At 68.8% G+C, this 13,448-nt stretch carries 8 protein-coding genes and 1 pseudogene; 1 reads left to right on the top strand and 8 read right to left on the bottom strand.

Annotated elements, in window-relative coordinates; genetic code table 11:
• Positions 1 to 15: 15 nt before the first annotated feature.
• The 3 genes from FG99_RS02065 to FG99_RS02055 form a co-directional block, all read right to left on the bottom strand.
• Positions 16 to 1,674: a ShlB/FhaC/HecB family hemolysin secretion/activation protein gene (locus FG99_RS02065; protein WP_043266969.1), complete on the bottom strand. Its 1,659-nt coding sequence runs from the start codon at positions 1,672 to 1,674 to the stop codon at positions 16 to 18.
• A gap of 79 nt (positions 1,675 to 1,753) precedes the next feature.
• The gene (locus tag FG99_RS02060; protein WP_232244937.1) at positions 1,754 to 3,109 is read right to left on the bottom strand and encodes a collagen-like triple helix repeat-containing protein; all 1,356 of its coding nucleotides are present in this window, start codon (positions 3,107 to 3,109) and stop codon (positions 1,754 to 1,756) included.
• Between the two features lie 332 nt (positions 3,110 to 3,441).
• Positions 3,442 to 4,233 carry a crotonase/enoyl-CoA hydratase family protein gene (locus tag FG99_RS02055; RefSeq protein ID WP_009619097.1) on the bottom strand — a complete coding sequence of 264 codons (792 nt, stop codon included), beginning with the start codon at positions 4,231 to 4,233 and terminating at the stop codon, positions 3,442 to 3,444.
• 303 nt (positions 4,234 to 4,536) lie between these two features.
• Here FG99_RS02055 and FG99_RS02050 point away from each other — a divergent pair.
• Positions 4,537 to 6,260: pseudogene (locus FG99_RS02050) on the top strand (DEAD/DEAH box helicase).
• Between the two features lie 677 nt (positions 6,261 to 6,937).
• On the opposite strand, the gene fabI reads toward FG99_RS02050, so the two are convergent.
• The 5 genes from fabI to FG99_RS02025 are packed head-to-tail and all read right to left on the bottom strand — an operon-like array spanning position 6,938 to position 13,315.
• Positions 6,938 to 7,735, bottom strand: a complete 798-nt coding sequence (gene fabI / locus FG99_RS02045; RefSeq protein ID WP_043266965.1) for an enoyl-ACP reductase FabI — start codon at positions 7,733 to 7,735, stop codon at positions 6,938 to 6,940.
• Positions 7,736 to 7,755: 20 nt separating this feature from the next.
• The gene (locus FG99_RS02040; protein WP_043266963.1) at positions 7,756 to 9,381 is read right to left on the bottom strand and encodes an ABC transporter ATP-binding protein; all 1,626 of its coding nucleotides are present in this window, start codon (positions 9,379 to 9,381) and stop codon (positions 7,756 to 7,758) included.
• Position 9,382: 1 nt separating this feature from the next.
• Positions 9,383 to 10,402, bottom strand: coding sequence for an ABC transporter permease (locus FG99_RS02035; RefSeq protein ID WP_009619102.1), 1,020 nt, complete (start codon positions 10,400 to 10,402; stop codon positions 9,383 to 9,385).
• A 4-nt stretch (positions 10,403 to 10,406) separates the two neighbouring features.
• Positions 10,407 to 11,492: a microcin C ABC transporter permease YejB gene (locus FG99_RS02030; protein ID WP_009619104.1), complete on the bottom strand. Its 1,086-nt coding sequence runs from the start codon at positions 11,490 to 11,492 to the stop codon at positions 10,407 to 10,409.
• The gene (locus FG99_RS02025; protein WP_043266961.1) at positions 11,492 to 13,315 is read right to left on the bottom strand and encodes an extracellular solute-binding protein; all 1,824 of its coding nucleotides are present in this window, start codon (positions 13,313 to 13,315) and stop codon (positions 11,492 to 11,494) included. The genes FG99_RS02030 and FG99_RS02025 overlap by 1 nt, the downstream gene beginning before the upstream one ends.
• Positions 13,316 to 13,448 lie beyond the last annotated feature (133 nt).

Genomic DNA, 13,448 nt, shown 5'->3' with positions numbered 1-13,448 from the left:
CGGCGGGGCGTCCTTTCAGGGGAGCTGGTAGCTGAGCGTCAGGTTCAGCCGCGGGCTGCGCTCGTCGTTGTCGATGGCGCGGTCGGCGAACGGCTTGGCCACTTCCACCCCCAGCACGTACTGCTTGCGGTTGGAGAAGCGCACCCCGACGGCGCCGGAACCGAGCTTGGCGCCGGGCTGGCCGTCGGCGTTGTAGTGGGTGCGCGCGCCATCCACCACCAGGTAGGGCTGCAACTGGTTCATCCACTTGTTCTGCCAGAGGAACGAGTAGTTCACCTCGTAGGAGGCGCCCCAGCCCTTGTCGCCGGTGGCCTGGTCGTCCGGGTAGCCGCGGCCGAAGTTGGCGCCGCCGTAGGTGATCTGCTCGGAGTCCGGCAGGCTGTCGTGGGCCCACTGGAAGCTGACGTTGGCCACGCCCTGCATGCGTTCGCCGAACTGGTTCTGCTGGGCGCCGAAGCCGAGCACGCGGGTGAAGTCCTTCTTCGCCGGCGCGGTGCTCTGCGCGTCGAAGGCGTTCAGGCCCTTGTAGACGGCCAGGCTGCCGGCGCGCGCCTGCTTCTCGGCGAACTGCTGGACCAGGGTGTCGACACCCACCACGCGCAACTTGCTGCGCAGCTTCACGCTGTAGGGCGTGGCCGGCGCCAGCAGGTCGTAGCGGCTGCTGTCGTCGACCGTGTAGGCGCGCAGGTTGACGTCCCAGGTGAGGTTGCGGCGCAGCAGCACGGGGATGCCCAGGCCGGCGCTGACCCTTTCGTTCTCGCGCTTGCGCGCGTACTGCAGCGGGCCGATCACCACGCGGTCTTCCAGGCTGGCGTTGTAGTGGCTGTAGCCGGCCATCAGTTGCAGGCCGTTGTCGCCCAGCAACTGGCTGTAGTTCCAGGCGCGGTAGTGCTCCTTGTCGTCGCCGGGCGGGTAGAGGTAGCTGAACTGCAGCTGTTCGCCATGGCCCAGCAGCGAGGCCAGGGTGGCGTTGAACAGCCCGCGCGGGTTGCCGTGGCGCGAGTCGAAGTCGGCGCCGGTGGTGACCATCTCGTGCCTGCCGAGCATCTCCAGCACGGCGCCGCCGTCGGTGGTGGTCGGCGGGTTGAGGACCATGTCCATCTTCAGGCCGGGGATGCGGCTCATGAGCACGCTGAAGCGCTCGAAGCTGGCGCGGGTCAGCGGCTGCTCGGCCTTCAGGCGCTCGATCCAGCGCTCCATGCGGGCCTGGTGCACGCCCAGGTCGCCGGCGCTGCGCACTTCGCGCAGGTGGCCTTCGATCAGCATGATGCGCCCGACGCCGCCGCGGAAATCCTGGTTGGGCACGTAGGCGAAGGAAATGAGGTAGCCGTCGTCCTGATAGCGCCGGGTGATGGCCTTGGCCGCCGCCACCAGTTCGCCGATCTTGATCTCGCGGCGGGTCAGCGGCTCCAGCAAGGGCTTCCAGGTGGCGATGGGGTAGTGGCCGCCGCCGGCGACTTCGATGCGCCGCAGACGGATGCGCCGTTCGAGCAACTGCTGCGGCTGCGCGGCCGCCGGGGTGCTGACCCGCGGCGCCTGGGGGCGCACGTCGCCGCCGGGCAGGTTGGGCCTGGGCAGGCTCTGTTCGATGTCGGAACCGGGCAGTTGGATGGGGCGGTCGGCCCAGGCGAGGGGGCTGGCTAACAACAGCGTTACTACGGTCAGCTTGCGCATGGCTTCTCCCTGAAGCCGTTAAATGAAAGGGCGAAGGGCCGTTGCCGACCCTTCGCCGTTCGCTTTGGCGGGCTTGCCGTCAGTTTCCGGACTTGCCGCCCAGGCTGCCGGTGACGCCGCCGAGCAGGCCGCCCACGGTGCCCAGGGTGCCGCCGAGCAGGCCGCCGTTGCTGGCCAGGCCGTTGCTGCCGACGCTGCCGGTGACGCCGCCCAGGGTGCCGGTGACGCCGGAGAGCAGGCCGCCGACCGGGCTGCTGCCGCCGGTGACGCCGCCCAGGGTGCCGGTAACGCCGGAGAGCAGGCCGCCGACCGGGCTGCTGCTGCCGGTGGCGCCGCCCAGGGTGCCGGTGACGCCGGAGAGCAGGCCGCCGACCGGGTTGCTGCCGCCGGTGACGCCGCCCAGGGTGCCGGTGACGCCGGAGAGCAGGCCGCCGACCGGATTGCTGCTGCTGGTGGCGCCGCCCAGGGCGCCGGTGACGCCCGAGAGCAGCCCGCCGATCGGGTTGCCGGGGCTGCTGCCGGCCGGTGCGTTGACCAGGCCGCCCGTCGCGCTCACGGCTTCGCCGACGTTGGTCACGACGCTGCCCACCGGCGCGAGGACCGGCGTGGCGCTGCCGAGCTGGGTGCCGACCTGGCCCACCAGGCCGCCGACCGTGGTCACCAGGTTGTTCACCGGCGCGCCCAGGCCGGTGGTGGCGCCGACCTGCTGGGTCACGCCTTCGACCTGGCCGACCAGGCCGGCGGTGGTGGCGCTGAGCTGCTTGGTCAGCGGGCTGAGCGGGCCGCTGGTGACGGCGCCGCTGATGGAATCGCCGAGCATGCTGATCTGCCCGCCGACGCCATCGACCACGCCGCCCAGGGTGGCGGTCACCGGTTTCAGCGGGGTGTTGGCGCCCACCGCGGCGACGGTGCCGCCCAGGTCGCTGACCGCGTTGCCGACGCTGCTCACCGTGCCGGTGGCGCCGGCGACCGTGGTGCCCAGGGCGTTGGGGTTGCTGCCGAGCTGGCCGATGCCGTTGGTGATGCCGCTGCCCAGGCTGTTCACGCCCTGGCCGACGTCCTGGATGACGTTGCCGGCGCCTTCGCTCACGCCGCTGCCGACCACCGGCAGGTCAATGCCCTTGACCACGCCGCCGACGCCGTTGACGGTGTTGCCCAGGGCGCTGACCGCTTCGCCGGTATTGCTGAGGATGGTGCTGGTGGTGCTGGGAGTGGTACCGCCGGTTCCGCCGCCATTGTTGCCGCCGTCGCCGCCACCGTTGTTGCCGCCGGTCCCGCCGTCGCCACCGCTGCCGTTGCCGCCAGTACCGCCGGAACCGCTGCCATCGCCACCGCTACCCGAGCCGCCGTCGCCGGCGCCCTGGCCGGAACCGCTCCCGGAACTGGCGACACTGCTGTGATGGCCGCCCTTGCTGCTGCACCCTTGCAGCGACATGGCAACGACCAGAAGAGACAATGCGAATACACGAATGGGACCAGACATCTTGTTGGGCTCCTCCCTGACGGGCTCTGGTGTTTCAGGGGAAGCCTCGATCCGCCAGCGGGAAGAGCGCCTCTCCTGATTTCCGGCACAGTCTTCGTGCTTTGTCGGGAGGGCGAAATTGCCTCTTGTAGATAGTCGTTTGGTCGTTTTCGCCCTGGCGATTCACCGGTGCTTTCAAGGCGATTGGCGGCCTTCGCGGGGCGATTTAATACTTTCGATATAGCGCTTTGCCGGGGTGCGGCGAAGGCGCGCGGGCGTCGTCGCGAAGGGCGGGGCGCCGGGGGCTAGTTGCCGGAGAAGTTGCCTTCGCGTCTTTCCAGCAGCGACTGCAGGCCTTCGCGGGCATCCTCGCTGGCCAGCAGGGCCTTGAGTTGCTGCGGCAACTCGCGGATGGCCTGCGCCGTTCCCTGTTCCTGGGCGCGCCGCGCCGAGGCCAGGGTGGCGCGCACGGCCAGCGGGGCGCGGCGGGCAATGCGCGCGGCCAGCTTCAGGGCTTCGGGCAGCAGCTCTTCCGGCGGGTGGATTTCCTGCACCAGGCCCAGGCGCCAGGCTTCGTGGGCATCGAACTCGTCCCCGCTGAGCAGCCAGCGCATGGCGTTGCCCCAGCCGGCCACCTGCGGCAGGCGCAGGGTGGCGCCGCCCAGGGGCAGCAGGCCGCGGCGCACCTCCATCTGGGCGAAGCGGGCGGTGCTGGCGCACAGGCAGATGTCCGCCGCCAGCATCAGCTCGATGCCGATGGTGTAGCAGTAGCCCTGCACGGCGACCACCAGCGGCTTGCTCAGCCGCGGCCCGCCGAGGGTGCCCCAGGGGTCGACCGCGCCGGCCGGCAGTTGCCAGCCGTCGTGCAGGCGCTGGCTGACGTCGGCCAGGTCGAGGCCGGCGCTGAAGTGTTCGCCGTGGGCGACGATCAGCGCGCAGCGCAGGTCGTCGTCGCGTTCGTAGTCGCCCAGGGCCAGCATCAGTTCGTCGAGCATGCGCTGGTCGAAGGCGTTGCGCTTCTGCGGCCGGTTCAGGCCCAGCAGCAGGAGGTGGCCGCGGCGCGTGACGGTGACGCGGGGTTCGCTGGTAGGGTTCACGGCGCGTGCTCCTGGCAGGTGGCCCTGCTCGGTATAGACGGCGGGTGGCCGATTGTGCAAGTCTTGACCGTTCGGCCAGCGACAGCGGAAAAGCCGCACATCGACGGCATTTTTCCGGTATGATACGCGCCGGCCTGTCACGGCCCTGTTCGGGACCGCATCTTTCGGAGCCTGCACGCTCTGGCTGTGCATCCGCATCCGCGGACTTCCTTGACGTATTCTTCCAACAGTTCAGTTCGCAAATCCCCGCTTCCAGCTGCCTGGGTGACTTCAGTGTCGTACAGGGCATGCGCAGCTCGGCCATTGGGTCTTTGCGGATGTATTTAGAGGCAAAACCCATGACCCAGGAAACCGGCGGCTTCGCCGCGCTCGGCATTCATTCCAATATCCTCGCTGCCATCGCCGCGGTCGGCTACGAAGAGCCATCGCCCATCCAGGCCCAGTCGATCCCGGTGATCCTCGAAGGCCACGACATGATCGGCCAGGCCCAGACCGGCACCGGCAAGACCGCCGCCTTCGCCCTGCCGCTGCTGTCGAAGATCGAACCGACCCGCCGCGAGCCCCAGATGCTGATCCTGGTGCCGACCCGCGAACTGGCCCTGCAGGTGGCCACCGCCTGCGAAACCTACTCCAAGCAGATGCCCGGCGTCGGCGTGGTCGCCGTCTACGGCGGCGCGCCCATGGGCCCGCAACTCAAGGCCCTGCGTCAGGGCGCCCAGGTGCTGGTGGCCACCCCCGGCCGCCTGTGCGACCACCTGCGCCGCGACGAGAACCTGCTGGGCACCGTCGAGCGCCTGGTCCTCGACGAGGCCGACGAGATGCTCAAGCTCGGCTTCATGGACGACCTGGAAGTGATCTTCGAGGCCATGCCGGCCAGCCGCCAGACCGTGCTGTTCTCCGCGACCCTGCCGGCCTCGATCCGCAGCATCGCCGAACGCCACCTGAAAGAACCCAAGCACGTCCGCATCGCCGCCAAGACCCAGACCGTGGCGCGCATCGAGCAGGTCCACCTGATGGTCCATGCCGACCAGAAGGCCGCCTCCATCCTGCGCCTGCTGGAAGTCGAGCAGTTCGACGCGCTGATCGGCTTCGTGCGCACCAAGCAGGCCACCCTGGACATCGCCGAGCTGCTCGAGCGCCAGGGCTACCGCGCCGCCGCGCTGAACGGCGATATCCCGCAGGCCCAGCGCGAGCGCGTCATCGAGTCGCTCAAGGACGGTTCGCTGGACATCGTCATCGCCACCGACGTGGCCGCCCGCGGCCTGGACGTGGCGCGCATCACCCACGTGCTGAACATCGACATGCCGTACGACCCCGAGTCCTACGTGCACCGCATCGGCCGGACCGGCCGCGCCGGCCGCGAAGGCCGCGCGCTGCTGCTGGTGACCCCGCGCGAGCGCCGCATGCTGCAGGTGATCGAGCGCGTCACCGGGCAGAAGGTCGGCGAAGTGCGCCTGCCCGACGCCGACACCGTGCTGGAAGCGCGCCTGGCGCGCCTGGCCGCCGGCCTGCAGCCGCTGCTGGAAACCGCCGTCGCCACCCGTGGCGCCGTGCGCGATGAGCTGTGCCGCCGCCTGGGCACCGATGCCGAAACCCTGTCCGCGGTGCTGCTGGCCAAGCTCACCGAAGGCAAGGCCCTGGACCTGGAATCGGTGCGCCGCGAACAACCGCTGACCCCGGCCGCCCCGCGCGAGCGCAGCGACCGCTACGAGCGTGGCGAACGCGGTGAGCGCAGTGACCGTGGCGAACGCTCCGGCGAGCGCCGCCCGATGGTCGCCCCGGCCGAAGGCAAGGCCCGTTGCCGCACCGCCCTGGGTGCGCGCGACGGCGTGGCGGCGAAGAACCTGCTGGGCGCCATCCTCAACGAGGGCGGCCTGTCCCGCGAGGCCATCGGCCGCATCCAGATCCGCGAGACCTTCAGCCTGATCGAACTGCCCGAAGACGGCCTGGAGCGCCTGCTCGGCAAGCTCAAGGACACCCGCGTCGCCGGCAAGGCCCTGCGCCTGCGCCGCTACCGCGAGGATTGATCCGCGCGCCACGCGCCGCGATCGAATGAAAACGCCGCATCCGGGTGACCGGGTGCGGCGTTTTTGTTTGGAGCAATTGTCTTGCCGGCCGCGCGAGGTGCTTTCGTGGGGTGGGTTGAGCTTGCGAAACCCATGCTGCCATTGGTGATGGGTATCGCTTCGCTCAACCCATCCTACGAAGGCTGTAGGAGGCATGGCGTTCCCACCCGCGCCATTCCCCTGTAGGAGCGCGCCCTGCGCGCGAAATCGCGGGCAGGGCCCGCTCCTACAGTTTGCTGGGAGGCATGGCGTTCTCGCCCGTAGCGGACCTTGTCCGCGATGGCCGGAGATTCCGGCGCGATTCGCGGATGAGATCCGCTACGCCGCTTCACCCGCGCCATTCCCCTGTAGGAGCGCGCCCTGCGCGCGAAATCGCGGGCAGGGCCCGCTCCTACAGTTTGCTGGGAGGCATGGCGTTCTCGCCCGTAGGAGCGGACCTTGTCCGCGATGGCCGGAGGTTCCGGTGCGATTCGCGGATGAGATCCGCTACGCCGCTTCACCCGCGCCATTCCCCTGTAGGAGCGCGCCCTGCGCGCGAAATCGCGGGCAGGGCCCGCTCCTACAGTTTGCTGGGAGGCATGGCGTTCCCCCCGTAGGATGGGTTGAGCGAAGCGATACCCATCGCCCCGCCCGTCTGCTCAGCTGTCTTCCAGCGGCCCCATCACCGTGGTGTTGAAGCCGCCGTCGACGTAGAGGATTTCGCCGCTGATGCCGCTGGCCAGGTCGGAGCAGAGGAAGGCCGCGGCGTTGCCGACTTCTTCGATGGTCACGTTGCGCCGCAGCGGGGTCTGGCGTTCGTTGGCGGCGAGCATCTTGCGGAAGCTCTTGATGCCGGAGGCGGCCAGGGTGCGGATCGGGCCGGCGGACACCGCGTTGACCCGCGTGCCCTCCGGGCCCAGGCTGCCGGCCAGGTAGCGCACGCCGGCTTCCAGGCTGGCCTTGGCCATGCCCATCACGTTGTAGTTGGGCAGGGTGCGTTCGGCGCCCAGGTAGGACAGTGTCAGCAGGCTGCCGTTGCGGCCTTTCATCATCTCGCGGCCGGCCTTGGCCAGGGCGACGAAGCTGTAGGCGCTGATGTCGTGGGCGATGCGGAAGCCGTCGCGGCTGGTGACGCTGGTGAAGTCGCCGTCCAACTGGTCGCCCGGGGCGAAGCCCACCGAGTGGACGATGATGTCCAGGCCGTCCCACTGCTTGCCCAGTTCGTGGAACACCGCTTCGATGTCGGCGTCGTTGGCGACGTCGCAGGGGAAGCACAGCTCGGCGCTGGAGCCCCAGCCGGCGGCGAATTCCTCGACGCGGCCCTTGAGCTTGTCGTTCTGGTAGGTGAAGGCGAGTTGCGCGCCTTCGCGGTGCATCGCCTCGGCGATGCCCGAGGCGATGGACAGCTTGCTGGCCACGCCGACGATCAGCGCGCGTTTACCGGCTAGAAAACCCATGTTCGTCCCTTCCTTGCAGGTCAGTCTTCAAGCGCCGCCGCCGGGGCCATGAAGGCGGCCTCCAGCAGTTGCTGGGTATAGGGGTGCTGCGGCGCGCTGAAGATTTCCTGCGCCGGGCCGCCTTCGACCACCTTGCCCTGGCGGATCACCAGCAACTGGTGGCTCAGGGCCTTGACCACCGCGAGGTCGTGGCTGATGAACAGGTAGGTGAGGTTGTACTTGGCCTGCAACTGGCGCAGCAGGTCGACCACCTGGCGCTGCACCGAGCGGTCCAGCGCCGAGGTCGGCTCGTCCAGCAGGATCAGCGCCGGCTTGAGCACCAGGGCGCGGGCGATGGCGATGCGCTGGCGCTGGCCGCCGGAGAATTCGTGGGGGTAGCGGTGCCGCGCCTGCGGGTCCAGGCCGACTTCCAGCAGCGCATCGATGATGCGCTGCTGCTGTTCCTTCTCGTCGCAGATGCCGTGGACTTCCAGGCCCTCGCCGACGATCTGGCCCACCGACAGGCGCGGGCTGAGGCTGCCGTACGGGTCCTGGAAGACCACCTGCATCTCGCGGCGCAGCGGGCGCACCTCGGCCTGGTTCATGGTGTCCAGGGCGTTGCCCTCGAAGCGAATGCCGCCGCGGCTGTCGATCAGCCGCAGGATGGCCAGGCCCAGGGTGGACTTGCCCGAGCCGCTTTCGCCGACGATGCCCAGGGTCTGCCCGCGGGGCAGGCTGAAGTCGATGCCGTCCACCGCCTTGATGTGGTCGACGGTGCGGCGGAACACGCCCTTCTTGATCGGGAACCACACGCGCAGGTCCTGCACGCTCAGCAGTTCCTCGCCCGGCGGGTTGGACGCCGGCGCGCCGCTGGGTTCGGCGCCGAGCAGTTCGCGGGTGTAGGGGTGCTGCGGGGCTTCGAACAACTGCTCGCAGTCGGCCTGCTCGACGATCTTGCCCTGCTGCATCACGCACACGCGGTGGGCGATGCGCCGCACCAGGTTGAGGTCGTGGGTGATCAGCAGCAAAGCCATGCCCAGGCGCGCCTGCAGTTCGGCCAGCAGGTCGAGGATCTTCAGCTGCACGGTGACGTCCAGCGCCGTGGTCGGCTCGTCGGCGATCAGCAGCTCCGGCTCGTTGGCCAGGGCCATGGCGATCATCACCCGCTGGCGTTGGCCGCCGGACAGCTCGTGGGGGTAGGACTTCAGCCGCGTGGCCGGGTCGGGGATGCCGACCAGGTCGAGCAGTTCGAGGATGCGCGCGCGCGCCGCCTGACCCTGCAGGCCCTTGTGCAGGGCGAGCACTTCGCCGATCTGCTTCTCCACGGTGTGCAGCGGGTTCAGCGAGGTCATGGGCTCCTGGAAGACCATGGCGATGCGGTTGCCGCGGATGCCGCGCAGCTTGCGTTCCGGCGCCTTGAGCAGGTCCAGCCCGGCGTAGCGGACGCTGCCGCCGGGATGGCTGGCCGTGGGGTAGGGCAGCAGGCGCAGGAGGGAAAGGGCGGTGACCGACTTGCCCGAGCCGCTTTCGCCGACCAGGGCCAGGGTCTCGCCGCGGCGGATGTCGAAGCTGACCTGGTCCACCGCGTGGATGGTGTCCTCGCCGCAGGCGAAGTCGACGCAAAGGTCGCGGATTTCCACCAGGTTGTCTTGGGCGCTCTGGCTCATCTCACTTCCTCGGGTCGAAGGCATCGCGGGCGGCCTCGCCGATGAACACCAGCAGGCTGAGCATCAGCGCCAGCACCACGAAGGCGCTGATCCCCAGCCACGGCGCCTGCAGGTTGGACTTGCCCTGGGCGACCAGCTCGCCGAGGGACGGCGAGCCGGCCGGCAGGCCGAAGCCGAGGAAGTCCAGGGAGGTCAGGGTGGCGATGGCGCCGGTGAGGATGAACGGCATGAAGGTCAGGGTGGAGATCATCGCGTTGGGCAGGATGTGGCGGAACATGATCTTGCCGTTCTTCATGCCCAGGGCGCGGGCCGCGCGCACGTATTCCAGGTTGCGCCCGCGAAGGAACTCGGCGCGCACCACGTCCACCAGGCTCATCCAGGAGAACAGCAGCATGATGCCCAGCAGCCACCAGAAGTTCGGCTGCACGAAGCTGGCGAGGATGATCAGCAGGTAGAGCACCGGCAGGCCCGACCAGATTTCCAGGAAGCGCTGGCCGAGCAGGTCGACCCAGCCGCCGTAGAAGCCCTGCAGGGCGCCGACCAATACGCCGATCAGCGAGCTGAGCAGGGTCAGCACCAGGGCGAACAGCACCGAGATGCGGAAGCCGTAGATCACCCGCGCCAGCACGTCGCGGGCCTGGTCGTCGGTGCCCAGCAGGTTCTCCGCGCTGGGTGCCGAGGGCACCGGCACGCGCAGGTCGTAGTTGATGCTGTCGTAGCTGTAGGCGATCGGCGGCCAGAGCACCCAGGCGTCCTTGTCGGCCAGCAGCTGGCGCATGTAGGGCGCCTTGTAGTTGCCCTCCAGGGGGAACTCGCCGCCGAACACGGTCTCCGGGTAGCGCTTGAGCACCGGGAAGTACCACTGGCCGTCGTAGCGCACCGCCAGCGGCTTGTCGTTGGCGATCAGCTCGGCGCCCAGGCTCAGCCCGAACAGCGCGAGGAACAGCCACAGCGACCACCAGCCGCGCTTGTTGGCCTTGAAGCGCGCCCAGCGGCGCTGGTTCATCGGGGACAGGCGCATCGGATCACTCCCGGTTCTCGAAGTCGATGCGCGGATCGACGAGGGTGTAGAGGACGTCGCTGACCAGCTTCATGATCAAACCGAACAGGGTGAAGATGAACAGGGTGCCGAACACCACCGGGTAGTCGCGGTTGAGCGCCGACTCGAAGCTGAGCAGGCCCAGGCCGTCGAGGGAGAAGATCACCTCGATCAGCAGCGAGCCGGTGAAGAACACCCCCAGCAGCGCCGAGGGCAGGCCGGCGATGATCAGCAGCATGGCGTTGCGGAACACGTGGCCGTAGAGCACCTGGCGCTCGGTCAGGCCCTTGGCGCGGGCGGTGACCACGTACTGCTTGCCGATCTCGTCGAGGAAGCTGTTCTTGGTCAGCAGGGTGATGGTGGCGAAGTTGCCGATGACCAGGGCGGTGATCGGCAGGGCCAGGTGCCAGAAGTAGTCCTTTACCTTGCCGAAGGTGCTCAGCTCGTCGAAGTCGTTGGAGGTCAGCCCGCGCAGGGGGAACCAGTCCCAGTAGCTGCCGCCGGCGAACAGCACCACCAGCAGGATGGCGAAGAGGAAGGCGGGGATGGCGTAGCCGATGATGATCGCCGAGCTGGTCCAGATGTCGAACTGGCTGCCGTTGCGCACCGCCTTGGCGATGCCCAGGGGGATGGACACCAGGTACATGATCAGGGTGCTCCACAGCCCCAGGGAGATGGACACCGGCAGCTTCTCGATGATCAGGTCGGTGACCTTGGCGTCGCGGAAGAAGCTGCTGCCGAAGTCCAGGTGCACGTAGTTCTTGAGCATGATCCAGAAGCGCTCGGGCGCCGGCTTGTCGAAGCCGTACATGCGCTCGATCTCCTTCACCAGCTCCGGGTCCAGGCCCTGGCCGCCGCGGTAGTGCGAGCCGCCGGAGGAGGCCAGCTCGCCGCCGGAGCCGGCGATGCGCCCGGTGGCCCCGCCGGCGGCGGCGTTGACGCCTTCGAGCTTGGCGATCATCTGGTCCACCGGCCCGCCGGGGGCGGCCTGGATGATGATGAAGTTGATCAGCAGGATGCCGAACAGCGTCGGCACTATCAGCAGCAGGCGGCGCAGGATGTAGGCGAGCATCAGCGGGTCTCCTGCGCCTGGGCCGCGGCCTGGGTCGGCTCGGCCTTGTCGCGGGCCTGCCACCAGGTCATCAGCGCGTAGCTGTAGGGCGGCAGCTTGGCGGGGTGGGCGATGCGGTTCCAGTAGGCCAGGCGCCAGGTGTCCAGGTACCAGTTGGGCACCACGTAGTGGCCCCACTGCAGGGCGCGGTCCAGGGCGCGGGCGTGGCGCACCAGGGATTCGCGCGAGTCGGCCTTGATCAGGCCGTCCACCAGCTCGTCGATGGCCGGGTCGCGCAGGCCTATGAAGTTGCGGCTGCCGGGGTTGTCGGCGCTGGCCGAATGCCAGAACTCGCGCTGCTCGTTGCCCGGCGAGTTGGACTGCGGCCAGCTGGCGACCATCATGTCGAAGTCCCGCGAGCGCAGGCGGTTGATGTACTGGGAGATGTCCACCACGCGGATCTGCATGTCGATGCCCAGTTCGGCGAGGTTGCGCTTGTAGGGCAGCAGCACGCGCAGGAAGTCGGCCTGCACCAGCATGAATTCGAAGCTCAGCGGCTTGCCGTCGGGGCCGACCATGCGGTCGTCGACGATCTTGTAGCCGGCGTCCAGCAGCAGTTTGTAGGCCTTGCGCTTCTGCTCGCGGATGATGCCGCTGCCGTCGCTGACCGGCGGCTCGTAGACGCTGTCGAAGACCTGTGGCGGCAACTTGCCGCGCAGCGGTTCGAGGATCGCCAGCTCCTGCGCGTCGGGCAGTTCGTGGGCGGCCATCTCGGAGTTCTCGAAGTAGCTGCGGTCGCGCTTGTAGGAGCCGAAGAACAGCTGCTTGTTGGTCCACTCGAAGTCGAACAGCAGGCTGATGGCCTCGCGCACCCGCACGTCCTGGAACACCGGGCGGCGGAGGTTGAAGGCGAAGCCCTGCATGCCCCAGGGGTTGTCGTTGTGCAGCTCCTGGCGGACGATGCGGCCGTCGCGTATCGCCGGCGAGTCGTAGGCGGTGGCCCAGTTCTTCGCGATGCGCTCCTCGTTGAAGTCGAACTGCCCGGCCTTGAAGGCTTCCAGGGCCACGGTCAGGTCGCGGTAGGAGTCCACCACCACGGCGTCGAAGTTGTTGAAGCCACGGTTCACCGGCAGGTCTTTGGCCCAGTAGTCCTTGACCCGCTCGTAGCGGATCGAGCGGCCCGGGTCGACCTTGGCGACGCGGTAGGGGCCGCTGCCCAGCGGCGGCTCCAGGCTGGTCTTGGCGAAGTCGCGGCTGGCCCACCAGTGCCTGGGCAGTATCTGCAACTGGCCGAGGATCAGCGGCAGCTCGCGGTTGCCCGGGCGCTTGAAGTCGAAGCGCACGCGCAGCTTGTCCTCGGCCACCACCTTGTCGACGTCCGCGTAGTAGTTGCGGTACATGGGGTCGCCCTGCTTGATCAGCGTCTGGAAGGTGAAGGCCACGTCGTCGGCGGTGACCGGGGTGCCGTCGTTGAAGCGCGCCTGGGGGCGCAGGTAGAAGCGCACGAAGCGCTGCTCGGGGTCCTTCTCGATCTTCTCGGCGAGCAGGCCGTATTCGGTGAAGGGCTCGTCGAGGGAGTGGAAGGTGAGGGTGTCGTAGATGAGGCTGATCTGCGAGGCCGGGTTGCCCTTGGGGATGAACGGGTTGAGGCTGTCGAAGCCGCCGGTGTCGGAGAGCCGCAGGGTGCCGCCCTTGGGCGCGTCGGGGTTGACGAAGTCGAAGTGGCGGTAGCCGGCCGGGTATTTCGGCGCCTCGTCGTAGAGGGTGATGGCATGTTGCGGCGCGGCCTGCAGGCCGGCGCCCAGGCCGAGCAGGCCGAGCAGGAGGAGGGCGCGGAGCTTCATCGACGGCGCTCCGCCGCCGATCCGGTGGTGGGCGCGGGTGCGGGGCGAGGGGCGCTGGTCGGCATTCTGGGCATGGTCTGCTCGTAGGTGCGTTCGGGCTGGCATCGTTTGTACTGGTTGGGGCCCGTCCCGT

The sequence above is a fragment of the Pseudomonas sp. AAC genome (assembly GCF_000725445.1).
GTDB lineage: Bacteria > Pseudomonadota > Gammaproteobacteria > Pseudomonadales > Pseudomonadaceae > Pseudomonas > Pseudomonas citronellolis.
Note: the sequence above shows the minus strand (reverse complement) of the source record. Positions and strands in the feature narration are given on the sequence as shown.